21 protein-coding genes and 1 riboswitch are annotated in these 26234 nt (G+C 61.0%); of the genes, 14 read left to right on the top strand and 7 right to left on the bottom strand.

The annotated features are described in order from the left end of the window. Positions 1–171: 171 nt before the first annotated feature. The 7 genes from D8U82_RS21010 to D8U82_RS20980 all read left to right on the top strand — a co-directional run bounded on the left by D8U82_RS21010 (position 172) and on the right by D8U82_RS20980 (position 8351). Positions 172–1929: a carbamoyltransferase gene (locus tag D8U82_RS21010; RefSeq protein WP_056787479.1), complete on the top strand. Its 1758-nt coding sequence runs from the start codon at positions 172–174 to the stop codon at positions 1927–1929. Then, the gene (locus D8U82_RS21005) at positions 1913–3043 is read left to right on the top strand and encodes a glycosyltransferase (protein ID WP_125926294.1); all 1131 of its coding nucleotides are present in this window, start codon (positions 1913–1915) and stop codon (positions 3041–3043) included. The genes D8U82_RS21010 and D8U82_RS21005 overlap by 17 nt, the downstream gene beginning before the upstream one ends. Beyond that, positions 3043–3939, top strand: a complete 897-nt coding sequence (locus D8U82_RS21000) for an antimicrobial resistance protein Mig-14 (protein WP_130888132.1) — start codon at positions 3043–3045, stop codon at positions 3937–3939. The genes D8U82_RS21005 and D8U82_RS21000 overlap by 1 nt, the downstream gene beginning before the upstream one ends. A gap of 8 nt (positions 3940–3947) precedes the next feature. Then, a complete protein-coding gene (locus tag D8U82_RS20995) occupies positions 3948–5348 on the top strand; it encodes a PIG-L family deacetylase (RefSeq protein WP_130902985.1) in 1401 nt (466 codons plus the stop codon). 81 nt (positions 5349–5429) lie between these two features. Next, positions 5430–6386, top strand: coding sequence for a glycosyltransferase (locus D8U82_RS20990; protein ID WP_130902892.1), 957 nt, complete (start codon positions 5430–5432; stop codon positions 6384–6386). Positions 6387–6440: 54 nt separating this feature from the next. Beyond that, the gene (locus D8U82_RS20985; protein ID WP_130902891.1) at positions 6441–7202 is read left to right on the top strand and encodes a glycosyltransferase family 2 protein; all 762 of its coding nucleotides are present in this window, start codon (positions 6441–6443) and stop codon (positions 7200–7202) included. Positions 7203–7256: 54 nt separating this feature from the next. Then, entirely contained in the window at positions 7257–8351 is a 1095-nt protein-coding gene (locus D8U82_RS20980) for a glycosyltransferase (protein ID WP_024011333.1), read from the top strand. Here the strand turns inward: D8U82_RS20980 and D8U82_RS20975 are convergent. Further along, entirely contained in the window at positions 8346–8912 is a 567-nt protein-coding gene (locus tag D8U82_RS20975) for a lipopolysaccharide kinase InaA family protein (protein WP_016771986.1), read from the bottom strand. The genes D8U82_RS20980 and D8U82_RS20975 overlap by 6 nt on opposite strands. Positions 8913–9062: 150 nt before the next feature. Here D8U82_RS20975 and D8U82_RS20970 point away from each other — a divergent pair, with 150 nt between their 5' ends. From D8U82_RS20970 to hldE, 3 genes are all read left to right on the top strand, one after another. Further along, positions 9063–10235, top strand: a complete 1173-nt coding sequence (locus tag D8U82_RS20970; protein ID WP_130902890.1) for an O-antigen ligase family protein — start codon at positions 9063–9065, stop codon at positions 10233–10235. Between the two features lie 15 nt (positions 10236–10250). Further along, on the top strand, positions 10251–12056 hold the full coding sequence (msbA, locus tag D8U82_RS20965; RefSeq protein ID WP_016771984.1) for a lipid A export permease/ATP-binding protein MsbA: 1806 nt from the start codon (positions 10251–10253) through the stop codon (positions 12054–12056). Positions 12057–12155: 99 nt separating this feature from the next. After that, positions 12156–13577, top strand: coding sequence for a bifunctional D-glycero-beta-D-manno-heptose-7-phosphate kinase/D-glycero-beta-D-manno-heptose 1-phosphate adenylyltransferase HldE (hldE, locus tag D8U82_RS20960; RefSeq protein ID WP_016771983.1), 1422 nt, complete (start codon positions 12156–12158; stop codon positions 13575–13577). Between the two features lie 78 nt (positions 13578–13655). Here the strand turns inward: hldE and D8U82_RS20955 are convergent, their stop codons facing one another. The 4 genes from D8U82_RS20955 to D8U82_RS20940 all read right to left on the bottom strand — a co-directional run bounded on the left by D8U82_RS20955 (position 13656) and on the right by D8U82_RS20940 (position 17172). Then, positions 13656–14624, bottom strand: coding sequence for a hypothetical protein (locus tag D8U82_RS20955; RefSeq protein ID WP_024011335.1), 969 nt, complete (start codon positions 14622–14624; stop codon positions 13656–13658). Positions 14625–14656: 32 nt separating this feature from the next. Beyond that, complete coding sequence (locus tag D8U82_RS20950) at positions 14657–15469, bottom strand: aldo/keto reductase (RefSeq protein ID WP_130902889.1); 813 nt, start codon at positions 15467–15469, stop codon at positions 14657–14659. Continuing rightward, positions 15466–16641: an FAD-dependent oxidoreductase gene (locus D8U82_RS20945; RefSeq protein ID WP_130902888.1), complete on the bottom strand. Its 1176-nt coding sequence runs from the start codon at positions 16639–16641 to the stop codon at positions 15466–15468. The genes D8U82_RS20950 and D8U82_RS20945 overlap by 4 nt, the downstream gene beginning before the upstream one ends. A 198-nt stretch (positions 16642–16839) precedes the next feature. Continuing rightward, on the bottom strand, positions 16840–17172 hold the full coding sequence (locus D8U82_RS20940; RefSeq protein WP_016771980.1) for a multidrug efflux SMR transporter: 333 nt from the start codon (positions 17170–17172) through the stop codon (positions 16840–16842). 108 nt (positions 17173–17280) lie between these two features. Here D8U82_RS20940 and D8U82_RS20935 point away from each other — a divergent pair, with 108 nt between their 5' ends. Together D8U82_RS20935 and waaA are read left to right on the top strand one after the other, a co-directional pair. Then, positions 17281–18177 (top strand): LysR family transcriptional regulator, encoded by an 897-nt coding sequence (locus D8U82_RS20935; protein ID WP_130902887.1) that lies wholly within the window; start codon positions 17281–17283, stop codon positions 18175–18177. Positions 18178–18188: 11 nt separating this feature from the next. Beyond that, entirely contained in the window at positions 18189–19463 is a 1275-nt protein-coding gene (waaA, locus tag D8U82_RS20930; RefSeq protein WP_130902886.1) for a lipid IV(A) 3-deoxy-D-manno-octulosonic acid transferase, read from the top strand. Between the two features lie 556 nt (positions 19464–20019). Here waaA and D8U82_RS20925 read toward each other — a convergent pair. After that, positions 20020–21453 carry a TolC family outer membrane protein gene (locus D8U82_RS20925; RefSeq protein WP_016771977.1) on the bottom strand — a complete coding sequence of 478 codons (1434 nt, stop codon included), beginning with the start codon at positions 21451–21453 and terminating at the stop codon, positions 20020–20022. A 204-nt stretch (positions 21454–21657) separates the two neighbouring features. Continuing rightward, a riboswitch (TPP riboswitch) is annotated at positions 21658–21763 on the top strand. Between the two features lie 144 nt (positions 21764–21907). Here D8U82_RS20925 and thiC point away from each other — a divergent pair. Continuing rightward, positions 21908–23797 (top strand): phosphomethylpyrimidine synthase ThiC, encoded by a 1890-nt coding sequence (gene thiC / locus D8U82_RS20920; RefSeq protein ID WP_130902885.1) that lies wholly within the window; start codon positions 21908–21910, stop codon positions 23795–23797. 214 nt (positions 23798–24011) lie between these two features. Beyond that, positions 24012–25304, top strand: coding sequence for a putative hydroxymethylpyrimidine transporter CytX (gene cytX / locus D8U82_RS20915; RefSeq protein ID WP_130902884.1), 1293 nt, complete (start codon positions 24012–24014; stop codon positions 25302–25304). On the opposite strand, the gene D8U82_RS20910 is transcribed toward cytX, so the two are convergent. Further along, on the bottom strand, positions 25273–26019 hold the full coding sequence (locus D8U82_RS20910; protein WP_130902883.1) for an RsiV family protein: 747 nt from the start codon (positions 26017–26019) through the stop codon (positions 25273–25275). The two genes, cytX and D8U82_RS20910, sit on opposite strands and share 32 nt — an antisense overlap. Positions 26020–26234: the final 215 nt, after the last annotated feature.

Raw genomic sequence — 26234 nt, 5'->3', positions numbered from 1 at the left:
TCGTTGAACCTGTTGATTCGGACCAATCGTGCAGGTGGCAATTCGCACAAGGTAATTCCCGTCATGTTTACGCTATAATCCCGCCCTTTAGCTGCCGCTCGCCCTGTGCGAGGGCACATCAATTTTCAAGGCGCATCGCGCCTGCATGCAGACTAAAGAGGCTAGACCCCTGTGGCATTGACGATTCTTGGCCTGTCCGGCGCCCTTAGCCATGATCCTTCCGCAGCCTTGTACATCGACGGCAAGCTGGTCGCGGCGGCTGAGGAAGAGCGCTTCGTACGCGATAAACATGCAAAGAACCGCATGCCCTACGAATCGGCGAAATTCTGCCTCGAGCAAGCCGGCATCAAACCTTCCGACGTTGACGTGGTGGCGATTCCATTCGCCCCGATCAGCCTGTTCGGCAAGGCCCGCTGGCACTACGCCAAGCGCTACTGGTACGCCCCGGATCGTGCTCTTGATGCGATCCTGATGGGCAACCGCCGCTACAAGCGCTATCGCAACAAGATCGTCTGGTGCCTCGAGCAACTGGGCTTCGATCCGAAGAAAATCAAGATCGAGCCGGTCGAACATCACTTGGCTCACGCCTCCAGCGCCTATCACTGCTCGGGTTTCAAAGAGAAAACCGCGATTCTCGGCATCGACGGCAAGGGTGAATACGCCACGACCTTCTTCGGTTACGGCGAAAACGGCAAGATCCACAAGATCAAGGAATTCTTCGACCCGGATTCCCTCGGTGGTTTGTACGGTGCGATCACTGAATTCCTCGGTTTCGAGATGCTCGACGGCGAGTTCAAGGTCATGGGCATGGCGCCGTACGGCGATGCCAGCAAGTACGATTTCTCGCGTCTGGCCTCGTTCGAGAATGGCGAACTGGTGATCAACACCGACTACGCCAACGTCATCGGCCTGCGTCGCTATAAAGAGAAGGGCAAGGGTTTCTACTTCTCGCCGAAGCTGATCGAGTGGCTGGGTCCGAAGCGCGAAGGCGACATCGCCGACGAGCCGTACATCCACTACGCCGCGAGCATGCAAGCGCTGTTCGAGAAGCTCGCGTTGCAGATGATCGACTACTACCTGGGCGACGTGCTCAAGGAAACCGGCAAACTGGCTTTCGCCGGTGGCTGTGCGTTGAACGTCAAGCTGAACCAGAAAATCATCGCCCGCGACGACATCAAAGAGCTGTTCGTACAGCCTGCGTCCGGCGACGCCGGCACCGCGGTCGGCGCTGCCGCTTACGTGTCGCACGCCCGTGGCGTGCCGGTCGAGAAGATGGAACACGTCTACCTTGGCCCGTCGTACAGCAACGAGGACGTGATTGCCGCCTGCGCCCGTCACGAGAACAAGCCGACCTGGCGCAAGCTCGACAACATGCCCGAGCAGATCGCCCAGATCATGGTCGATGGCAACCCGGTCGCCTGGTTCCAAGGCCGTATGGAATTCGGTCCGCGCGCGTTGGGTGGTCGTTCGATCATCGGTTGCCCGAGCGTGGCCGGTGTCGCCGACCGCATCAACCATCAGATCAAGTTCCGCGAGCGCTGGAGGCCTTTCTGCCCGTCGATGCTCGACACCGTCGCGCCGCAGATGATCAAGATCGATCACCCGGCGCCGTTCATGACCTTCACCTTCGAAGTCGCCGAAGAATGGAAAACCCGCGTGCCGGAAGTTGTCCATGAAGACGGTACTTCCCGGGCCCAAGTGCTCAAGCGCGAATACAACCCGCGCTACTACGACATGATGAAGGCGCTGGAAAACCTCACCGGTAACGGCGTGTCGCTGAACACTTCGCTCAACCGTCGTGGCGAGCCGATGATCTGCTCGCCGACCGATGCGCTGAACATGTTTTTCGGCTCTGACCTGCAATATCTGATCATGGAAGACATTCTGGTGGTCAAAGAGGGCGCGAACGCTTATGACTCGCTCGGCTGAACGCCATGTGTTGCAGTTCTGTCACGGCTATGACGGGCCGTTCCTGGACTGCGCACGGCAGTACGCCAGCCTGTTCGCCGGCACCGGCTATCGGGTGACCACGGTGTTTCTGACCGGGGCCGCCGATAGCGAGGTGGCCGCAGCGTGCGCTTCCGATGAAGTGTTGTTCATGGAGTACAGTTCCAAGGCCATTCGGGGCCTGAAACTGGGGGCTATCGGCGATCTGCGCAAGATCGTCGCCTCACGCAATTTCAGTCTTTGCATCGCCCATCGCTTCAAGCCGATCTATATCGCCTTGCTCGGCACCTCGCTGCCAGTGATTGGTGTGCACCACGCATTCGGCGATTACCAGCGTGGCACGCGCAAGCTCTTCGCACATATTTTCCGCAAGCGCCTGAGCCTGCTCGGAGTGTCGGATGCGGTGCGCGACGACATGCGGCGCTGCCTGCCGAAATGGCCGGCAAGCCGAATCCAGACGTTGTACAACCGCATCGATGTGCCTGCACTGCAAGCCCGTCAGGTACCTTCCGAAGAAGCGCGGCAGATCCTCGGGCTGTCGCCGCATGCCTGGATCGTCGGCAACGTCGGCCGCCTGCACCCGGACAAGGATCAGGCCACGTTGCTGCGCGGGTTTGCCCAGGCGCTGCCAGGCCTGCCGGACAACAGTCAGCTGGCCATTCTCGGCAGCGGTCGTCTGGAGCAGGATCTCAAGGCGCTGGCGCGCGAGCTGGGGATTGCCGATCGAGTGCTGTTTCTCGGTCAGGTGCCTGATGCGCGCAACTACTTTCGCGCCTTCGATGTATTTGCCCTGAGCTCCGATCACGAGCCGTTCGGCATGGTGCTGCTGGAGGCCATGGCTGCCGGCGTGCCGCTGCTGGCCACCGCGTGCGGCGGGGCGAAGGAGGTGGTCGAGGGGGTGGGCATTCTGTTTCCACTCGGCGATGCCGAACATCTGGCTCAAGGGCTGCAACACCTGGCCGCGATGGATGAGCCGCAGCGTCGTCAATGTGCACAGATGATGCTCGAGCGACTGCATGAGCATTTCTCCGACCGTGCAGTGCGCGAGACCTTCTGGCGCCTGCCGCCAGTTACCGATCTGGCAACGAGGGGCTGATGCTCAACCGATTTCAAGGCTGGCGCGAACGTGGCTGGTCGCCCGTTGACGCCTCGACCTACGCCACTGCCTGGCAGCGTTATGGCGGCAGTGTCGCGACACATCCGCTGGTCATCGAGCGCCTGGCGAACCTGGCCGGGATCCCGGTGCGTTATCTGGCCTGGCAGCCGCAGGGCGAGGTTAAAGCCGCCATCGCTACCTGGGGGCGCGACCTGGCTCTGTCCAAGGACGTGCTCAAACGCAACGGCAAGAAAGGCCTGTTCGACCTGGGCAATGCCGAGCTGATTCTGCCTGCCGCCGTCGATGCTCAGGCACCGCTGCGTCATCGGGCGCGCTATCTGTCGGCACTCAACGAAGGCCGTTTCAGTGGCCTGAAGTTGCAGGCTGAGCAACTGGCCATGGCCCGCACGCCGGAAGAGTTGTCGAAAAAGTTTCGCTACAACCAGCGTCGAGAGTTGCGTCTGCTGGAAGAAGCGGGCGGTGTGGTGCGAGCGGTCAGCGAGTTTTCCAGCGTTGAGCTGGCCGCGATGTACTGCGATCTGTTTCAGCGCCGCTGGGGCTTTCCGGCGACCGGCGCGGCGCGCATGGCCGAGGTCATCGAGTTGCTGCGCGAGTTGCTGATCGGCTCGGTCATTTTCCTCAACGATGCGCCGATTGCGATTCAATTGGTCTACCGCGTTGAGGCGGCAGAATGGATCAGTGTCGAATACGTGAATGGCGGCGTGGATCCCGAAACCCGCGAGTTCAGCCCCGGCAGCGTGCTGAGCTTTCTCAATACGCAAAGCGCTTGGGAAGACGCACGGGCACTCGGCAAGCCGCTGCGTTTTTCATTCGGGCGCGCTGACCGTGAGTACAAGGACCGCTGGTGCAACCCTGTGCCGGTGTTCACCGTATGAGCCAGACCATGAGCCGCAAACAGCAATTGCTCAAGCGCCATCGACGCAACAAGCGCGTGGCTATGTTGGTCGCGCTGGCCGCCATCATCGCGCTGAGCGTGCTGGTCGTCTGGTGGCTGGCGCCGGTGTTGCTGATTGGCGGCTGGATCGCCCATGAAGCGTGGTTTGCCGATCATCTGTTCTACGCGCCCGGCGACGATTACCTATACAGCTTCCCGCCCTATACGCCGCAGCCGAAGGTTCATCTGCACGGCGAGCAGTTGCGTCTGGATGAAGGTGTGATGCTGGCCGATGACGCTACGCTGATCCTGGCGGTGCAGGTCAGAAGCACATGGCTGGGGCGCTTTCTCGATCCTTGTATCGCGTTGTCGGGCGGCGCCAATCCTGACGTGCAAACCTTTGAGCGCGGTGTCGGCGGCCTGCGCTACCTCAACCTCAGCGGTCAGGCGCAAGCATTGTCCGAAGGAGTATTGCGTCTGCGCGGCCGTTTCTGTCGAGTGTCGGGCGAGCCTGTGCTGTGGGCGCTGGAACACGCTGATTATCGTCGCCAGCGGGTCATGGTCATTGCCCCTCACGCGGATGATGCGGAGCTGGCGGCGTTCGGCTTGTACAGTCAGGCCGATGAAGCCTGGATCGTTACCCTGACTGCTGGTGAAATCGAGGCCGAACACTATCAGCAGATGGGCATGAGCAAGGTCGAAGCCGCGCGGCTGAAGGGACGTTTGCGCGCCTGGGACAGCCTCACCGTGCCGCAATGGGCCGGTGTCCCCCAGGAACGCTGCGTGCAGTTCGGGTATTTCTGCCTGCAACTGGCCGCGATGCGTGACAGGCCGGATCTACCTGTGGGCTCGCGCGAAGCGGACTTGAGCGATACCCGCCTGTTCCGTCAATTCAATCCATTTGTGCTCCCGGGGGACGCCGATGGCGCGCCGACCTGGAACAATCTGCTGGCCGATCTGCGCGAAACGATGCTGCGCGCTCGTCCGGACGTCATCGTGCTGCCGCATCCGGCGCTCGACCCGCATCCTGACCACATCTGCGCGCAGCAGGCTGTGCTTGAAGTGTTGAAAGGTCTGGACTGGCAGCCGACACTGCTCGGTTATGCCAACCACCTGCACGATAACGACCGGTGGCCGATGGGTAATAGTGGGGATGGCGTGGCTCTGCCGCCAGCCTTTGATGCTGGCGTGCCGGTGCAGCCTGTATGTCTGGCGTTGTCCGCAGAGCAGCAGCGTGACAAAGCCATGGCCCTGGGCATGATGCATGACTTGCAGCCGCCTGCGCCGTTCAAGCGTCGCTTGCGTCGCAGCTTGCAGCGATTGCTGGCTGGACGCTCCGGTTCGCCTTATGGCGAAAACGAATTTTTCCGCAAGGCGGTTCGGCGACATGAACTGTTCTGGCGTTTGTAACGACACAGGCGCCCGCGCAAGACTTTCTTGCGGGCGGGCATGTTCAGGTTTGCTCGGGTTGCTGTTGCGGCAAGGAAGACAATGAAAGTTCTATTTCTGGTGCAGAAAGATCAACGGGCCATTCTCGATCGGTTGTACGAGGGTGTCGCCGCCCATTGTGAGTGCGATCTGCGCTGGTTGAGCGGTGACGAGCAGCGCAATCTGCGTCGATACTTTCGCCGCGAAGTAGACGTTTCCCGCTATGACCGCATCGTGTTTTTCCTGCGCTTCAAGCAGGAGATCCGGCAGGTCGGATTTATTCGCACCATCCCCAATCTGGTGATTCTGGAGCACGACGCCTATCAGAATTACATCCCCTGCAAGTACACCGGCAAGTTCAGTGCGCACTATCGGCGTTTGCCGTGGGCACGCGTGATCAGTTCCGGTTTCGTGGTGGCCGAGCGCCTGCGCTCGGAGGGCTTCGACGCCGTGTTCGTGCCCAAGGGCTACGATCAGACGCAATTGCAGGACCTGGGGCGCGAGCGGGATATCGAACTTGCCTTCGTCGGCAGTACCAACAGTGTGGCCTACAGCGGCCGCAAGGCACTGCTGGATGAATTGGGCCAGGTCGAGCCGCTGCTGGTGACGCGGACCAAGTCCGGGGCTGAATACCTGGAAACGCTCAACCGTATCCGCTTTTTTGTCAGCGCGGACGTGGGCATGGGCGAGTTCATGATCAAGAACTTCGAAGCCATGGCTTGCGGCTGCGTCCTGCTGGCCTATGATCAAGGCGCCGCCGAAGCTGCGGCGCTGGGTTTGCAGGACATGCACAACGTGGTGTTCTATCAGACGATCGCGCAGTTGCAGGAAAAGCTGGCCACGCTGCGCGAGGATCCGCAACTGGCGCAACGCATCGCTGACAACGGTCGCGAACTGGCGGTGGAGCAGTTCAGCTTCGCGCGGATCGGTCAGCGCATCGTTGAAGAACTTGAGCCACCGCTGCGTGAGCGGGCGCCGCTGAGTCTGCTGGAAAAAATCCGCCTGAAAGTGGGCATTTGACAAGTGTCATATAGCCAGTGATATTGCTGGCGACTTCTGATTAACGAGATTTCGGTGCAATTTTCCAAAGAAAGCCAGATTACATTGGTGGTTACCAGCTGCGGTCGACTCGATCTGCTCAAGGCCACTCTCGATAGCTTCGACCGGTACAACACGGCACCCATTCGTGAAGTGTTCATCACCGAAGATGCCGGCGACGAAGGCGTTGCCGGGATTCTGCCTGCTCACTGGAAAGAGCATTGCACGGTCTTCGTCAATCGTCCGAAGCTGGGCCAGTTGGCATCGATCGACCTGGCCTACGGGCAGGTCAGCACACCCTATATCTTTCATTGCGAAGACGACTGGGAGTTCTACCGTCCAGGGTTCGTCGAAGACTCGATGACCGTTCTGCAGGCCCGGCCGGAAATTCTGCAGATCTGGTTGCGCAGCTATAATCACGATCTGCGGGTTCACAGTCCTTACATCCATTTGGGCGCGCGCGAGATTGTCGATGGCGTTGCGTGTTATCCGCTGATTTCCGACAAGCCGGAGTGGCAGGGGTTCTCGCTGAACCCTGGGTTGCGTCGACTTGAGGACTATCGGTTGTGTGCGCCTTTCGCCGGCCATGGTGGCGAGAAGGCCTTGTCACAGCGCTACTCACAACTGAACAGGGACGCCTTGATACTCGAGGCAGACGCGGTCATGCACACCGGTTTCGGTCTGCATGTGCAAACGGATGTCGAGCGTGAACGCAAAGCGCGCCGCAATCGCCGCGAACAGATCAAATTTGCCTTGTTTCTGTTGCTGGGAGTCTGCATTGGCTGGTTCATCAACTGAGTTCGAGTACCGCGCAGCTTGTCCCCGCAAATCCGTGCAACGGCTTTCTGCCCTATGAATATTCTCAATATCATGTGGGCCGGTGGCGCTCCGTTCGCATCAATCCATAAAGTGCATCAGCAGATACTCTCTCAGGCTGCGCCGTCGGCGGTGGTCAAAACCTGGCTCCTCCAGGGGCAGGGAGCCGAGTGCGGCGTGGATGTCGGTGAGGTCCGGGAGTGGCGGTTATCGTCAGCCCGCCTGAAGGGCCGGCATTTCTGGCGTTTGGCCAAACCCGTGATGCGGGCGAGGTTTCGCCAGGCGCTCGTGGACAGTGACGCTCGATTGCTGCTGCTGGACGGCATGGGTGTCGCACGCACGTTGTTACCGGTCCTCAAGAAACTGCCGCATATCCGCGCGGTAGTGATCTTCCACGGTTCGGCGCGTTTGAATGCCGGCGACCAGGCTCTATTCCAGGCAATCCCTGCGTCCCGACTGACATTGGTTGCCGTTTCCAGCACCCTTGCCGATTCACTGGCCCGCGATCTGCAGATGCCTGTCACCGCGCTGCGAAGTGCGTTCGATCCTGAGGCGTTTCGCGCTGACCTGTTCACCCGCGAGCAAGCCCGGACACGGTTGGGTTTGCCGCAAGGCGATACGCCAGTATTGGGCGCGGTAGGGCGGCTGGTCTCCGAGAAGGGTTTCGGCTATCTGCTGGATGCCTTTGCCGCAGCACTCGACACCCGCCCGGACTTGCGCCTGGTCATTGTTGGCGAAGGCTCCAAACGCGCGGCGCTGGAGCAGCGCATCGACGCGCTTGGCTTACAGGAGAAGGTCTTGCTGACCGGCCATCTGAACGAAGCAGCGCAGCTTTATCGTGCGTTCGACTGGGTGGCCATCCCTTCGCTGGAAGAGGGCCTGGGTCTGGTCATGCAGGAAGCGGTGATGGCCGGCGTACCGGTGCTGTGCAGCGATCTGGAGGTGTTCAGCGAACAGCTGGGCAGCGCCGGCTGGTATGCGCCGGTCAATGACACGAAAGCCTGGGCCGAGGCCATCGACCGCGCCTTCAATGCCTCATCTCAAGCGATCAATGCCGAGCAGTACCGGATGCTTGCACCGGACGAGGCCTGGTCGAGCTTCAGCCAGGCTGCCCGCGCATTGTTTTCATGACGACAAGACCGCGCGCTCAAGTGCCTGCATCGGAAAGCTGTCGTTCAGCTTTTCGCGCGCAATATAGCGTGCGAAGTGTTGCAGGTTGCGTTTGATCAAGCGCTTTGGCAACGGTCCGCGGGTAAAGCGCATGTCGGCAACATCGATCAGGCCCATGCGGTTGTCTGGCGTGACCACGATGTTGCCAAGATGCAGGGAGCGGAAATAGATGCCCGAGCGATGCAGGCTGCGTATCAGGGCGGCGAGGTCCGGCAACGCCTGCTTCCACTCGAATCCTTGTTTGCTGGCGATCTGACGCAGCGTCTGCCCTGGCAGAGGCTCATACAGCACGGCGGTCATGCCTGGTTTTTCAAGGCGAAAGAACTGGAGGATCTGCAAGGTCGGTACGCCGAGTTTTTGCAGCTCGACGGCATTGTCGATGAACCGCTTCGAATAGGGGCGCAGCAGAGCGGATGAAAAAAACCGCTTGCGACGGAACAGTTTGAGAATTTTTCCATCTTGCAGCAGGTAGACTTTCGGCCCGTAGCTGTCCGCTTCCAGCACTTTGGCAGCGTCGATCATTTGGTCTAGAGCGGCTTGGGAGAGCCGGGAGCATCGCATCGTAGGAAGCCTTGTCGAAAGTGCGGGGTGTAGTAGCGGGCAATGATGCCGAAAAGTTTCGATTTTAACCATGCCGCGTCGCATGGGCGAACCCTTGTCAGGAGCAGATTGATGCAGGAAACACGCTGGGCGCAACTATGGATGGCGACGGGGCTCTTGTGGTTTTTACTGGCCATTGCCTTAGCGCCCACCAACAAGGTTTACCAGCAGGGGCTGGTCGCTCTCGTCTGGTTGCCGGCGCTAGTGCTGGGCTGGTCTGCGCGGCACCGCGTCAGGGAAGTGCTTTACGAGCAACGCTGGATCTACCTGCCGTTGCTCGGATTGCTGGTCTGGTCGCTGATCAGTCTGGCATGGACAAACGCACCGGAAACGGGTCGCGAGGCCAAGCGTCTGTTGTACATCGTGGTGTTCCTGCTGTTTTTTCCGGTGTTTGCCAGCGGACGCCCCGAGCGGTTGATTCGCCTGATGCAGTGGGGCGGGCTGGGATTGGCGGTGACGGCGCTGGTGGCGATTGTCAGGTTCTACGTCATTGACGGCAACGTCTGGTCTGCGCGGGTGGAAGGTCTGGGTGAACTGGCGCATCCGATCCTCGGCGGCTATGTCATCGGCCTCGCGGCCGTGTGGCTGGCCCTGTGGGCGCCGCGTGATTTGATGCGGCAAGGGATCTGGGCGCTGGCGTTGACGGTGCTGGTTGTTTTTGTCCTGATGAGTCAGAGCCGCGGTGCGGCGTTGGCGCTGTTTCTGACCATCCTGGCCATGCCGATCTGGTGCCGTGACCGCCACAGCCGAATCGTCGCAGCCGTGGCACTGGTGGTGGCGATTGCGGCGCTGTGGCTGTTCGAGCCGTTGGTGCTGGCGCGCGGGGTCTCGTATCGTCCGCAGATTCTGATGGCTTCTCTGGATATGATCGCCAAGCACCCCTGGGGCGGGCTGGGTCTGGGTGGGGACTATCGGGTGCTCTGGTCTGGAATGACCTTCGATCACGCCCACAACCTGTTCACCCATGTCGCGATCGTGCTGGGTCTGCCGGGACTGCTGTTATGGTCTGCCGTCTGGTTCGGCGTGATTTTCCAGGCGTGGAAAGTTCGGGAAACGCTGTATGCCCGCGGTGTTATCGGTATCTGGCTGTTCTCGACACTGGCGATGCAGTTCGACGCTGCCAGCCTCACCGGCACCCCGCGCGCCGAGTGGTTCATCAGCTGGCTGCCGTTGGGGCTTGCCAGCGTTTTGGTATGGGCGCGGGCCAATGGCGGCGCTTGTGATAAAATTTCGCGTTCTTCTTAACCAGTGAGCTCTACGATGACTGACGCACCGCCCAAAGCGGAACAGGAATCCAGCCTGAAAATCTACTTTCGGCTGTTGGGGTACGTAAAACCCTATATCGGTCTTTTCCTGCTGAGTATCGTGGGCTTCGTGATCTTTGCTTCCACGCAACCGATGCTGGCCGGGATTCTCAAGTATTTTGTCGATGGCCTGAGCAATCCCGAAGCGGTGCTCTTCCCCAATGTGCCTTATCTGCGAGACGTGCAGCTGTTGATGGCTGTGCCGTTGCTGATCATTTTGATCGCAGCGTGGCAGGGCCTTGGCTCGTTTCTCGGCAACTATTACCTGGCGAGGGTTTCGTTGGGGCTGGTGCATGACCTGCGTATCGAATTGTTCAACAAACTGTTGGTACTGCCCAACCGCTATTTCGATACCCACAACTCGGGTCATCTGATCTCGCGCATCACCTTCAACGTGACCATGGTCACCGGCGCCGCCACCGATGCCATCAAAGTGGTGATCCGCGAAGGCCTGACCGTGGTTTTCCTGTTCGCCTATCTGCTCTGGATGAACTGGAAGCTGACCTTGGTGATGCTGGCGATCCTGCCTGTGATCGCGTTCATGGTCGGCAACACCAGCAAGAAATTCCGCAAGCAGAGCAAGAAGATTCAAGTGGCAATGGGCGATGTCACCCATGTCGCCTCCGAAACCATTCAAGGCTATCGCGTCGTGCGCAGTTTTGGTGGCGAGGCTTATGAGCAGCAGCGTTTTGCGGCGGCCAGTCAGAGCAACACCGACAAACAGTTGCGCATGACCAAGACTGGCGCCGTGTATACGCCGATGCTGCAGCTGGTGATCTACACCGCCATGGCCGTGCTGATGTTCCTGGTGTTGTTCCTGCGCGGTGATGCAACGGCCGGTGATCTGGTCGCGTACATCACGGCAGCAGGTTTGCTGCCGAAGCCGATCCGGCAATTGTCCGAAGTCAGCTCGACCATTCAGAAAGGCGTGGCCGGTGCTGAAAGCATTTTCGAGCAACTCGACGTTGAACCGGAAATCGATACCGGCACGATCGAGCGTGATCGGGTCAGTGGCCACCTGGCGGTGAACAACCTCAGCTTCACTTACCCGGGCACCGAACGGGAAGTGCTGAAAAACATCAGCTTCACCGCGTCACCAGGTCAGATGATCGCACTGGTCGGGCGTTCCGGCAGCGGCAAATCGACGCTGGCCAGTCTCATTCCGCGCTTCTATCACCACGAGACCGGCGAAATTCTGCTCGATGATGTCGAGATCGAAGATTATCGCCTGCGCAATCTGCGCCGCCATGTAGCGCAAGTGACCCAGCACGTGACGCTGTTCAACGACACCATCGCCAACAACATCGCTTACGGCGATCTTGCAGGCGCGCCTCGCGAAGATATCGAGAAAGCCGCCAGGGATGCATTTGCCATGGACTTCATCGCGCAGATGCCTCAAGGCCTGGATACCCAGGTGGGCGAGAACGGTGTGTTGTTGTCTGGTGGCCAGCGTCAGCGTCTGGCGATTGCCCGGGCGCTGTTGAAAAACGCCCCGCTGCTGATCCTCGACGAAGCGACTTCGGCCCTTGATACCGAGTCCGAGCGGCACATTCAGGCAGCACTCGACCATGTCATGAAAGGCCGCACCACGCTGGTCATTGCCCACCGTTTGTCGACCATCGAGAAGGCCGATCTGATCCTCGTCATGGATCAGGGCGAGATCGTCGAACGCGGCACTCATGCCCAATTGCTTGCTCACAATGGCTATTACGCGCGGTTGCATGCGATGGGGCTGGATGCTCCGGCCGAAGACATTGCCTGATCTGCGGACCAGGGTGAGCCAGCCTCACCCTCGTGTATTCCCGGTGCGCGCGATCCTGTTAATATCGCGCCCCTGTTCATTTTGTATGTGGGTTGCTCCATGAAATTGTCGATGCCGCGATTCGATCAAGCCCCTGTCTTGGTGGTCGGCGATGTCATGCTCGACCGTTACTGGCATGGCGGAACCTCACGGATTTCCCCTGAGGCACCGGTGCCGGTGGTCAAGGTCGAGCAGATCGAAGATCGCCCGGGCGGTGCCGCCAACGTGGCGCTGAACATTGCCGCGCTGGGCGCGCCGGCATCGCTGGTGGGCGTGACCGGCGATGACGAAGCCGCCGACAGCCTGAGCAACAGTCTCAAGGGCGCCGGCGTGCGCGCCTTGTTCCAGCGCATCGCGCACCAGCCGACCATCGTCAAGCTGCGGGTCATGAGCCGGCATCAGCAACTGCTGCGTATCGATTTCGAAGAGGTGTTCGCCACCGATGCGCTGGCACTGGCCGCGCAGGTCGACGAACTGCTGGAAGGCATCAAGGTGCTGGTGCTGTCGGATTACGGCAAAGGTGCGCTGAAGAATCATCAGACGCTGATCCAGGCCGCCCGTGCCAAAGGCATTCCGGTGCTGGCCGATCCCAAGGGCAAGGATTTTTCGATCTACCGCGGTGCCAGCCTGATCACGCCGAACCTCAGCGAGTTCGAAACGATCGTCGGTGGTTGCGCCGATGAGCACGAACTGGTGAGCAAGGGTGCCGTCCTGATGCAGGACCTCGACCTCGGCGCACTGCTGGTGACCCGCGGCGAACACGGCATGACCTTGTTGCGCCCGGATCATCCGGCGTTGCACCTGCCGGCCCGCGCCCGCGAAGTGTTCGACGTGACCGGTGCCGGCGATACGGTGATTTCGACATTGGCGGCAGCCATTGCCGCTGGCGAAGAACTGCCGCACGCCGTGGCGCTGGCCAATCTGGCAGCAGGTATCGTCGTCGGCAAGCTCGGTACAGCAGCGATCAGCGCCCCGGAGCTGCGCCGCGCCATTCAGCGCGAAGAAGGTTCGGAGCGAGGTGTGCTGGGTCTTGAGCAACTACTGCTGGCGGTTGACGATGCCCGTGCGCACAACGAGCGGATTGTCTTCACCAATGGCTGCTTCGACATCCTCCATGCCGGCCACGTGACCTATCTGGAGCAGGCCCGCGCTCAAGGCGATCGTCTGATCGTCGCGGTCAACGATGACGCCTCGGTCAGCCGCCTGAAAGGCCCAGGCCGGCCGATCAACAGCGTTGACCGACGCATGGCGGTACTCGCCGGTCTCGGCGCGGTGGACTGGGTGATCAGCTTCTCTGAAGGCACGCCGGAAAACCTGCTGCGCGAGGTCAAGCCGGATGTGTTGGTCAAGGGTGGCGATTACGGCATCGATCAGGTAGTCGGCGCCGATATCGTCACCGCCTACGGCGGCACGGTGAAAGTGCTGGGGCTGGTGGAAAACAGCTCGACCACAGCAATCGTGGAAAAGATCCGCGGCCAATAAGCTCAAGAGATCGCAGCCTGCGCCAGCGCCTGCACAATTCTGTTCAGGCGCTGGCGCAGGCTGCGATCTTTTTGCTTTTCAGGAATTCACTTTCTTGCGCGGTACGATTTTCTTCAGCAACTGCCTGGCCTTGCCGCGCAGGCGGGCCAGTCCAGTGGCCTTCTCCGCTGGCGTCAGGCCCTGTTGGCGCAACCAGTCCTTCCAGCGAATCCGCTCATCGCGCACCAGCCAGCCATCCTGGCGGGCAAAGCTTTCAGCCAGATACAGACCGCGCGTACTCGCCGGATACAGCTGATCCTTTTTCAGGGTATACAACTCAGGCAGCGGCTGACCGTCGTGCAATGGCATCAAATACAGGTCAGGCCGTTTGCGATCGAGCCGCGCCACCAGTTGATCACCTTCCAGGCGCTCGTCGACATGAAACAGGCTCAAGGACTTCGCCTCTTTGGGTACGTCCAGGCGCAGGTCATAGATCAATTGCAATGACGCCGTCGGCAAATGCACGTAGGCCCGTGGCCGCTCCAGCAATTGCAGGTTGGCGCAGCGCACCGGCCGTGCTGAACCGGAGAGCGGTGTCAGGCGAAACGGCAGCGCTTCGCGGTAATGCAGCGCAGCGGAGTAGGGCGCCGGCAACCAGGTGTCATTGAAACGCCCACCGAGCCAGCCTTCCGGGGTTTCCAGCAGGCACTCTTCGGCAATTTCCTGAATTGCTGTGTGCAGCGGAATATTCAATTCGTGGGCCGGCACGTAGCCGGAAATCAGCTTCAGTACCACGTCGCCGCGATCCTGGCGACGCTGGCGCACCAGCACCCAGTAATCGCGATTCTGCCAATGCAGGGTCAGGCGCACGGACACGCCGAGGTTGGCCAGCTCCAGGGCAAAGCGTTCGCTGTCTGCAACGCTGACCGGTTTGCGCCGTTGCAGGGTCTGGGCGAAGTTCAGCGGCATGCCGACGCTCTGGTAGCTCAGGCCTTCGGGCGTGGCTTCGACGAACAGCGGCAGCGTCTTGAAGTTGCTCGGGTTCTTGCGGATGAGCGTGCGCGGCATATCGGCTCCTGGCTTAAGGCCGCGGGGCGGCGTCAGTGACTACGCAGGACCTGGGCAACGGTCGCTACGTTATGGGCGAGGTGCAGCGGATTGATTGTGCCGACAATAGCACTGGCAACGCCGGGATGAGTGAACAGCAACTCGAAGCTGGCGCGCACCGGATCGACTCCCGGACTCAGACAGACATGACCGCTGGCCAAGGCTTTTTTCACCAGAATGGCTTTGCCGTGGGCAGCAGCATAGTCAATGACCGCCTTTTCGTTTTGTTCGTTCAGATTGTAGGTGACCATCGCGCAGTCGCCTTGCTCCAGCGCTTTCAGCCCACCTTCGACGGTTTTCCCGGAAAAACCGAAGCCGCGAATCTTGCCCTCGGCCTTCAGCGCCGCGAGGGTGGCGTAGACCTCTTCGTGCTCAAGGATGGCCATGTCGTTGCCGTCCGAGTGCACGAGGACCAGATCGATGAAATCCGTTTCCAGACGTTGCAGGCTGCGCTCGACCGACATTCGCGTGTGCGCAGCGCTGAAGTCGTGGCGCGACACGCCATCGGCAAACTCTTCGCCGACCTTGCTGACAATCACCCAATCCTGTCGCTGGCCGCGTAGCAGCGGGCCGAGGCGTTCTTCGCTGCGACCATAGGCCGGTGCGGTGTCGATCAGGTTGATGCCCAGATCCCGCGCCTGGCGCAGCAGCAGGCGCGCCTCGTCGTCGCCGGGAATCTGAAAGCCGTTGGGGTATTTCACCCCTTGATCGCGGCCGAGTTTGACTGTGCCCAGACCCAGCGGCGACACCGTCAGGCCGGTGCTGCCCAGCGGGCGATGCAGTTCGTGCAGAGTGGCGATGGTCATGGCAGCAGTTGCTCCCACGCGGGTACACCGAGCGGCGGTTTCGGCAGCGGCGGCAGCGGTTCAGTCACCTGCGGCTGGATGCCGTCGCGTTGCAGCGAGGCGATAACGCGGTCGGCGAAGTCCGGCGCCAGTGCCAGTTTGGTCGGCCAGCCGACGAGCAAGCGACCTTCCTCGGCGAGGAAAGCGTTGTCCGGGCGGGTCAGGCCGGTTTGCAGCGGCTCGGCACGATCGACGCGCAGGGTCGCCCATTGCGTTGTGCTGAGGTCGATCCACGGCAGCAGCTGGGCGATTTCCTTTTGCGCGGTGGCGATCTGTTCGGCCGGCTCGCGGGCCACGCCTTCGCTTTCGGCGATGTCGCCGCCCATGTACCAGACCCACTGGCCGTCAGCGGCCGGGTGCGTGGTCACGGTGATGCGCGGCTTGGTGCCGCCGCCCAGGCAGTGCGCGTATAACGGTTTCAAGCCGGGGCCCTTGGCGAGGATCATGTGCAGTGGTCGGCGCTGCATGGCCGGACGACTGAGGCCCAATGCTTCGAGCAGTTCGGCAGTGCCGGCGCCAGCACTGAGGACGATGCGCTGGGCGCGGATCTCACGGCCGTCGACTTTCAGGCCGACCAGCACGCCGGCTTCCAGCAGCGGTTCGATCACCTTACCGGCGAGCAGACCGTCGCCGGCCAGCTCGGCCAGACGCTGGATCAGGCTCGGGACATCCACCACCAGTTCGGCGAGACGATAGACCTTGCCCTTGAATCGCTTGTCTTGCAGGGCTGGCGGCAGTTCATCGCCCTTGACCTGATCGACCCGGCCACGCACGGCTTTACTGGCGAAGAAACTGGTCAGGTTGCCGGCCAGCGTGCCCGGCGACCACAGGTAATGCGCATCGGACAGCAGGCGCACGCCGGACAGATCCAGCTCGCCCGTGCCGGCCAGCGCCTCGCGCCAGCGTCGCGGCATGTCGGCGATGGCTTCCGAGGCGCCCGTCAGCGCACCGTGCAGCGCGTACTTGGCGCCGCCATGGATGATGCCCTGGGATTTGACACTCTGCCCGCCACCGAGGCTGGCGCTTTCCACCAGCACGGTCGAAAAACCCTGACCGCGCAGGCGCGCATTCAGCCAGAGGCCGGCGACACCAGCGCCGACAATCAGAACGTCGGTGGAAATAACGGATGGCATGCAGCGACCTCAGTGTTCAAGACGAGGGCGCAGTATACAGACTCGGGAAAAGGGCGGATTTGTCGATGATCAATGCGCCGAATGCAAATCCAGATGTGGGAGCGAGCCTGCTCGCGAATGGGGAGTGTCAGATGACCATGATGTATCTGACCCAATGCCTTCGCGAGCAGGCTCGCTCCCACAAGTAATGGGTTGATCTCAGTGCCCGGCAGTTTTCGAAAACAGCTGAATCACCACGACCCCCAGCACGATCAACGCCATCCCCAGCATCGCCGGTACGTCGAGCTTCTGCCCGTAAATGAACAGAGCGGCGACGCTGACCATGACAATGCCCATCCCCGCCCAGACCGCGTAGGCAACGCCCACCGGTACGGTGCGCACCACCAGCGTCAGCATCCAGAATGCGATCCCATAGCCGACAATCACCAGAATCAACGGCAGCGGCGTGCTGAAGCCCTTGACCGCTTTCATCGAAACGGTGGCGATCACTTCGGCGCAGATGGCGATGGCCAGATAGACGTAGGCGTTCATAGTTTCGATCCTCAAATAAATCGTTGCTTGCTGAGGTGACATTCTAAGAACTGTTCAGATGGGGTAAAGTCATTACCTATCTGTTCTGGAGATAGGTTGGGAGGGCGCATGCAATGGAATCTTGAGCAGCTACGCATATTTGTCGACGTCGCTGAGCAGCGTTCGTTCTCCGCCGTGGCGCGGCGACAACGCAAGGCGCAGTCGGCGATCAGCAGCGCCGTTGCGATGCTCGAAGAGGATTTGGGCGTGAGCCTGTTCGAACGCAGCAGCGGTCGGCAGCCGATGCTCACCGAGGCGGGTGCGGCGTTGCTGGAAGAGGCGCGGGAAGTGTTGCGCCAGTGCGAGCGCCTCAACGGCAGGGCCATGGCGATGCTGCGCGGTCAGGAGGCGCAGTTGCGAGTGGCTCAGGACGAGGCGATGCCGTATCAGGCGCTGGTGGAAAGTTTCGGTGAACTGGCCGAGCAGTTTCCCAGCCTGGAAGTGCAACTGACCAGCGCCGCCCAAGGTGAAGTTGCGCGCAAACTGGTCGAACGTCGCGCCGACCTCGGCCTGCTGTTCTATCACGATGAAATCCCCGAAGCCCTTGAGCGCCGCGTGCTGGGTCGAGTGGAAATGGTCACGGTCTGCGGTGTCAATCATCCGCTGGCGCAGCAGGCCTACGTGACCTGCCAGCAACTGGCGCAGCACCGGCAATTGCTGATGTCTACGCAGACCAGCGTCTATCCCGGCAATGAGCCGGCCAGCCCGCAGGTGTGGCGCGCGGACAGTTTTTATGTGATGTCCGAATGGCTGGTGCGCGATCTCGGCTGGGCGTGGTTGCCGCGCCACGTTGTGCAGTACTCGGCGTATCAGGGCCAAATGGTTGAACTCGATAGCGAATGGACGCCGCCGGCGTTGGTGGTGGAACTGGTCTGGCGTCGCGACGAACCGCTCGGCCCGGCCGCGCGCTGGCTGGCGGAACGTTTTGCCGTGCACTTGCGGGCGATCGGCGACAAAAGCCGATAAACTCCGCCGCCATGAATAGAACTCTCTACACCGCGCTGTTTTACCTGGGGCTGCCATTGGTGGCGATTCGGCTGTGGCTGCGCGCGCGCAAGGCGCCGGCGTATGCCAAGCGCATTGGCGAGCGCTTTACTCTTGGCATGCCGACCTTGCAGCCCGGTGGCATTTGGGTGCACGCGGTATCGGTGGGCGAAAGCATTGCCGCCGCGCCGATGATCCGTGCGCTGCTGGAACGCTATCCGGCGCTGCCGATCACCGTGACCTGCATGACCCCGACCGGTTCGGAGCGGATTCAGGCACTGTTCGCCAACGAGGCGCGCATTCAACACTGCTATCTGCCGTATGACTTGCCTTGTGCGGCGGCGCGTTTTCTTGATCGCGTGCAGCCGAAACTTGCGGTGATCATGGAAACCGAGCTGTGGCCCAACCACATTCATCAGTGTGCCAAGCGCGGAATTCCGGTGGCGCTGGCCAATGGGCGGTTGTCGCAGCGTTCCGCCAAAGGCTATGGCCGCTTCAGCAAACTCACCGCGCCTATGCTTGCCGAGATGAGCCTGTTGGCGGTGCAGACCGAAGCCGAGGCCCAGCGCTTCCGCGATCTCGGCGCGCGTTCGGAAGCCGTTGACGTCACCGGTTCGATCAAGTTCGACCTGACCATCGACCCGCAACTGTTGCAGCGTGCTACCGAATTGCGTAGCCAATGGCAGGCGCTGGAGCGTCCCGTGTGGATCGCCGCGAGCACTCACGAAGGCGAAGACGAAGTGGTGCTCGACGCTCATCGTCGCCTGTTGGCCAATCATCCGGATGCATTATTGATTCTGGTGCCGCGTCATCCGGAGCGCTTCAATTCGGTGTTCGAGCTGTGCCAGCGCGAAGGTTTCGCCACGGTACGTCGCTCGACCGGGGCCAATGTCGATGTGCAGACGAGCGTGCTGCTTGGCGACACCATGGGCGAGTTGCTGTTTCTCTATGCCCTGGCCGACAGCGCATTTGTCGGCGGCAGTCTGGTGCCGAATGGCGGGCACAACCTGCTCGAACCCGCCGCGCTGGCGAAACCGGTACTCAGCGGCCCACACCTGTTCAACTTCCTCGACATCGCCGCGCAACTGCGCGAAGCCGGGGCATTGGCCGAAGTGGATGATGCTGAAGGCCTCGCAGTCGAGGTGCAGCGCTTGTTCGAACTGCCGCGTGATGCGCAGCGCATGGCCGAGGCCGGGCTGGCGGTGATGCGGCGCAATCAGGGCGCATTGCAGCGGCTGCTGGATGGTTTGGCGCGGCTGATCCAATAGTCGCCTGGAATATGACTGTGGTGAGGGGATTCATCCCCGCTGGGTTGCGAAGCAGCCCCAAAACCATTCAACACGGTGATTCAGTTAGATCTGGCAAGCAGGATTTACGACTGCTGCGCAGCCGGACGGGGATAAATCCCCTCGCCACAGGGGATTCATTCCAGATCTTTCATGGCCGCGCCTTTGGCTGGATGGTCTGGCGCGGCTGATCCAATAGTCGCCTGGAATATTACTGTGGTGAGGGGATTCATCCCCGCTGGGTTGCGAAGCAGCCCGAAAACCATTCAGCGTGGTCATTCAGTCAGATCTGACAAGCCGGATTTACGACTGCTGCGCAGCCGGACGGGGATAAATCCCCTCGCCACAGGGGATTCATTCCAGATTGCTTATGGCCGGGCCTTACTGTGGCGAGGGGATTCATCCCCGCTGGGTTGCGAAGCAGCCCCGAAACCATTCGACGCGGTGATTCAGGCAGATCTGGCCAGCAGGATTTACGACTGCTGGGCAGCCGGACGGGGATAAATCCCCTCACCACAGGGGATTCATTCCAGACTGTTTATGGCCGGGCCTTGAGCTGCGCCTCGGCCGCCGACGCCAGATCCGGTGGCAGGAAATCCTTGTCCGGGTTGTAGTCGGCTTTCAGATAACGCCGCAGATCTTCCAGGTCACCCGGGTTCAGGGTCCCCGCCGCCTGCTTCAGGCGCAGGTTGTCGAGGATGTAGTCGTAGCGGGTGTTGTTGTAGTTGCGCACCGAGGTGTACAGCTGACGCTGCGCGTCGAGCACGTCGACGATGTTGCGTGTGCCGACCTGATAACCGATTTCCGTGGCTTCCACCGCGCTCTGGTTGGAGATGATCGACTGGCGGCGCGCCTGCACCTGCTCGACGTCGGTGTTCACCGCGCGGTGCAGATTGCGGGTGTTTTCCACCACTTGCCGGCGCAGCGATTCGCGCTGCTGTTCGCTCTGATCCAGTTGCGCATAGGACTGACGCACTTGCGAACTGGTCAGCCCGCCGCTGTAGATCGGGATGTTCAGTTGCAGGCCCAGGGTGCTCTGCTCGACGTTGCCGCCATAAGGCGCGCCGAACGAGTTGGGGTTGGCAAAGCCGAGGGCGTCGTTGTCGCCTTTCTCGTATTTCGCCACGGCGTCGAGGGTCGGCAAGTGGCCGGCCTTGCGCTGCTTGAGTGTCTGCTCGGCAGAGCTGACCGCGTAGTTGCTGGCGAGCAGATTGAGGTTCTGCCGCGCCGCCGTGTCGACCCAGGATTTCGCATCGTTGGGCGCCGGCGGCAGGATCGGCAGCGTGTGAACGATGCCCTGAATCGAGTTGTACTGGCGGTTGGTCAGGGTGATCAACGCCTGGAACGCATCATCGACCTGACGCTGGGCGACGATGCGGTTGGCTCGCGCGGTGTCGTAACTGGCTTGCGATTGCAGCACGTCGGTCTTGTCCGAGAGGCCGACATCGAAGCGCTCATTGGACTGATCGAGCTGACGTTTGAACGCCGCTTCTTCAGCCTTGGTCGAGGCCAGATTGTCCTGGCTGCGCAGCACGTTGAAGTAGCTTTCGGCGCTCTGCAGGATCAGGTTCTGTTCGGTCGCCGACAGCTGCAGCGCGGCCTGCTCGTTGACGTCCTTCGCCGCTTGATACTGGAACCAGCGATCGGCGCGGAACAGCGGCTGCGCCAGTGTCGCCTGATAGGAATGCGCGCTGCGGTTGGCGATGGCCGAAGGCTGGTCGATCGAGGTGCGCACGTCGGCGACTTCGGCGCCACCGGACAGGTTCGGCAGCAGACCGGCGCGGGCCTGGGGCACCACTTCTTTCTGCGCGCCATACTGGGCGCGGGCCGCCGCGAGGTCGGCGTTGTTGTCGACCGCTTCCTGATAGACGCTGACCAGATCGGTTTTGGTCGACAAGGGTGCTTCCGCTGCCCAGGCCATTGTGTTGGACGCACAGGACACGGCAACAGCCAATGAAAGTTTGCGCAGCATGAGGCGATCCCTAGCATGAATATTATGGAAGTAATCCGGGCGCCAAAGGTAAGGCGCAGCCCGCACAGCGTCAAGGCTGAGCAGGCCCAGCGAGTGTAGTTGCGCATTGCTCCGGCAACAATCGGCCAACCTGGGTATTTACGCCATTCATCATGGCGTTCGCTGCGGTGTTGGCGTTCCTTGATGGTTGTGTCTAGACTGGCCGGGTTCTTGTCGGGGTGCCTTGCTATGAGGCTGAGATCGAATAATTTCGGATCCCGTTGAACCTGATCAGGTTAGCGCCTGCGTAGGGAACAAGATTTCTCGTCACCCGGCGAGTCCTCTTGTGCTTCGTCCGGGATATTGTTCGACAATCGAACGCCATGACGAATGCACAGCACCGGTCCTGGTGCGTCCGTGCCTTTCAGGTTCTGCTCCGACAATCCACTGCTGGATGCTGTCTGGAGAGCCTGTGATGACAACAAAAGAAAAAAACGCGATCAACCTGAGTGACTCGGCCAAGGTCGACGAGCAATCGGTCAAGCCGTTCACCCGTTCGCAAAAAATCTACGTTCAGGGCTCGCGCCCGGACATCCGCGTGCCGATGCGCGAAATCAGCCTCGATGTAACCCCGACCGATTTCGGCGGCGAGATCAATGCGCCGGTCACGGTCTACGACACCTCCGGCCCGTACACCGATCCGAACGTGGTCATCGACGTGCGCAAAGGTCTGGCCGATGTGCGTTCAGCGTGGATCGATGACCGTGGCGATACCGAGCGCCTGCCGGGCCTGAGTTCGAACTTCGGTCAGCAGCGTCTGGCCGATGCCGAACTGACCAAACTGCGCTTTGCCCACGTCAACAACCCGCGCCGGGCCAAGGCCGGGGCCAACGTCAGCCAGATGCACTACGCGCGCAAAGGCATCATCACTGCCGAGATGGAATACGTCGCCATCCGCGAAAACATGAAGCTGCAAGAAGCGCGCGCGGCCGGCCTGCTCAAGCAGCAGCATGCCGGCCACAGCTTCGGTGCAAGCATTCCGCAAGAAATCACCCCTGAATTCGTCCGCGAAGAAATCGCTCGCGGTCGCGCGATCATTCCCGCCAACATCAACCACGTCGAACTGGAACCGATGATCATCGGCCGTAACTTCCTGGTGAAGATCAACGGCAACATCGGCAACAGCGCCCTGGGTTCTTCGATCGAAGAAGAAGTGGCGAAACTGACCTGGGGCATTCGCTGGGGCTCGGACACGGTGATGGACCTGTCCACCGGCAAACACATTCACGAAACCCGCGAGTGGATCATTCGTAACTCGCCGGTGCCGATCGGTACCGTGCCGATCTATCAGGCGCTGGAGAAGGTCAACGGCGTCGCTGAAGACCTGACCTGGGAGCTGTTCCGCGACACCCTGATCGAACAGGCCGAGCAGGGCGTCGACTACTTCACCATTCACGCCGGCGTGCTCCTGCGTTACGTGCCGCTGACCGCCAAACGCGTCACCGGCATCGTCTCCCGTGGCGGTTCGATCATGGCCAAGTGGTGCCTGGCGCACCACAAAGAGAACTTCCTCTACACCCACTTCGACGAAATCTGCGAAATCATGAAGGCCTACGACGTCAGCTTCTCGCTGGGCGATGGCCTGCGTCCGGGCTCGATTGCCGACGCCAACGATGAAGCGCAATTCGGCGAACTGGAAACCCTCGGCGAGCTGACCAAGATTGCCTGGAAGCACGACGTGCAATGCATGATCGAAGGCCCGGGCCACGTGCCGATGCAGTTGATCAAAGAGAACATGGACAAGCAGCTCGAATGCTGCGACGAGGCGCCGTTCTACACCCTCGGCCCGCTGACTACCGACATCGCTCCGGGCTACGACCACATCACTTCCGGTATCGGCGCGGCGATGATCGGCTGGTTCGGTTGCGCGATGCTCTGCTACGTGACGCCGAAGGAGCACTTGGGCCTGCCGAACAAGGATGACGTGAAGACCGGGATCATCACTTACAAGATCGCCGCGCACGCAGCGGACCTGGCCAAGGGACACCCGGGCGCGCAGATTCGTGATAACGCACTGAGCAAGGCGCGTTTCGAATTCCGCTGGGAAGACCAGTTCAACCTCGGCCTGGATCCGGACACCGCACGTTCCTATCACGACGAAACCCTGCCGAAGGACTCGGCCAAGGTCGCGCATTTCTGCTCGATGTGCGGACCGAAATTCTGCTCGATGAAAATCACCCAGGAAGTCCGCGAGTATGCGGCCAACCAGCGCATCGACGCGGTCGATGTGGACGTCGCCAAGGGGCTAGCTGAGCAGGCCGAGCGGTTCAAACAGGAAGGCAGTCAGCTGTACAAGAAAGTTTGACCCCGTACTGATCGTTCCCACGCTCCGCGTGGGAATGCAGCCCGTGACGCTCCGCGTCACTGGACGCGGAGCGTCCCGAGAGGCATTCCCACGCAGAGCGTGGGAACGATCACAACAAGCTGCAAGCTGCAAGATTAGAAGCAGTCCGCGTACCGCTTTTAACTTGCGGCTTGCGGCTTGCGGCTTTTTCCTGCTCCTCTTTGAGATAACACCCTTGAGCATTCAACCCGGCACTTATTCTCCCGACCTCGCCGTGCCCGCTGACAAGCGTGTCTTCGGCGGTCGCGATCTGTTTTCCCTGTGGTTCTCCCTCGGCATCGGCCTGATGGTTTTGCAGACCGGCGCATTGCTCGCGCCGGGCCTGGGCCTGTCCGGTTCTTTGCTGGCGATTTTCCTTGGCACGCTGGTCGGCGTGCTGCTGCTCGCAGCGGTCGGTGTGATCGGCAGCGACACCGGCCTGTCATCAATGGCCGCGCTGAAGCTCAGCCTTGGCAGCAAAGGCGCGAGCCTGCCGGCGCTGCTCAATCTGCTGCAACTGATCGGCTGGGGCTCGTTCGAAATCATCGTCATGCGCGATGCCGCCAGCCTGCTCGGCACCCGCGCCTTCAGCGAAGGCTCGCTGTGGGCCAGTCCGATGCTGTGGACGCTGTTTTTCGGCGCGCTGGCGACCTTGCTCGCGGTGAGCGGGCCGTTGACGTTCGTGCGGCAGATTCTGCGCAAGTGGGGCATCTGGCTGTTGCTCGCCGCGTGCCTCTGGCTGACCTGGAACCTGTTCGCCAAAGCCGACCTCGCGGCGCTGTGGGCGCGCGCCGGTGACGGTTCGATGCCATTCGCGGTGGGCTTCGACATTGCCATCGCCATGCCGCTATCGTGGCTGCCGCTGATTGCCGACTACTCGCGTTTCGGCAAGCGCGCGAAGAATGTCTTCGGTGGCACGGCTGTGGGTTTTTTCATCGGTAATTTCTGGCTGATGAGCCTTGGCGTGGCCTACACCCTGGCGTTCGCGCCGAGCGGCGAAGTCAATGCGCTGCTGCTGGCTCTGGCCGGTGCCGGTCTGGGCATTCCGCTGTTGCTGATTCTGCTCGACGAGTCGGAAAACGCTTTTGCCGATATTCATTCGGCAGCGGTCTCGAGCGGGATTCTGTTGCGTCTGAAAGTCGAGCACCTGGCCTTGGCCATCGGCGTGATCTGCACGCTGATCGCACTGCTGGCGCCGTTGGCGCAGTACCAGAATTTCCTGCTGTTGATCGGCTCGGTGTTTGCGCCGCTGTTCGGCGTGGTGCTGGTGGATCACTTCATCCTGCGCAAGCGCAGTGCTCAGGTCGCCTCAGCCGCATTGCGCTGGCCGGCGTTGCTGGCGTGGCTGGGTGGCGTGAGCACCTACCACTTGCTGGCGAATCTGTATCCGGATGTCGGCGCAACCCTGCCGGCGCTGGTGCTGGCAGGGCTGTTGCAGTTAGTGCTGGGCCGGGCCTTCAGTTACGGCCGGGAAACAGCTCAGGCTTGAGAATGCCGTTCAGGCGCGGGTAAGGAATCTTCAGTTCGACGTGGCCCAGCGCGTAAGGCGCAATGGTGGTCACGTCGTACTTGAGGATCACGCCGCCGTAGGTCAGCGCCACGTTCGGCGTTTTCACGAACGGCCAGTTCGCCACGAATTCCGGCTCCTGATCGAGCTTGGTGCTGATCAGCCAGCTGTTGTGTGCAACCTGCGCGGCTTTCCAGAAGGCTTCTTCCTGGCCCGGCAGCAGCATGTCGGACAGGTTCAGCACCTTGTGCTGCTGGCGCGAATAGTTGATGAAACCGCGACCCGGCGTGCCGTGGGCGCCGCCTGTATCGAGGTAGCTCGACAACTCGATGATCACCAGTCCGTCATGCTGCTCGCGTACTTTCGCTTGCAGATAGCTGCTGTTGCGCGGGCCGGCGCTGGCCAGAAACTGCTCGCGGTAGGCGGCCAAGGTTGGCGCTACCGGCGCGTTCTTCTCGGTGCGGGTCATTTGCAGCAGACGTTTTTCGATGATGCCGTCCAGTGCCGGCTCATCCGGGAAACGCAGGGTGTCGATGTTCACCAGCGGGCAATCGGGATTGGAACAGCCGGGTTTGAGTTGTTCCGAGGCGTCGCGGGTGGTTTCCAGCGGCGTGCGATAGTTGGGCTGGAACAGGCTGGCACAGGCGCCCAGAGTCAGGGCAATAGCGGCCACAGAGGCAATTTTGAAAAGCGACATGGGCGTCCTTTCGAAAGCAGGGGAAGGCAAAAAGATACCGCTTCGACTCTCAACGGAGCAGTCAGTTCGCCACTAAGCTGATTAGAGTGTGTTTCAGCTTCACCGTCCATCCCGCTGACGGTAAAGGGGCTGCATCAAACGGTGCGGGCGCGTTAGGATGGCGCGAAGTCGAGGTTGCCGGTTGTACACGGAAACCTCGTAAAGGATATGCAGTA

The organism is Pseudomonas sp. Sample_23, assembly GCF_004307595.1.
GTDB classification, from domain to species: domain Bacteria; phylum Pseudomonadota; class Gammaproteobacteria; order Pseudomonadales; family Pseudomonadaceae; genus Aquipseudomonas; species Aquipseudomonas atacamensis.
Note: the sequence above shows the minus strand (reverse complement) of the source record. Positions and strands in the feature narration are given on the sequence as shown.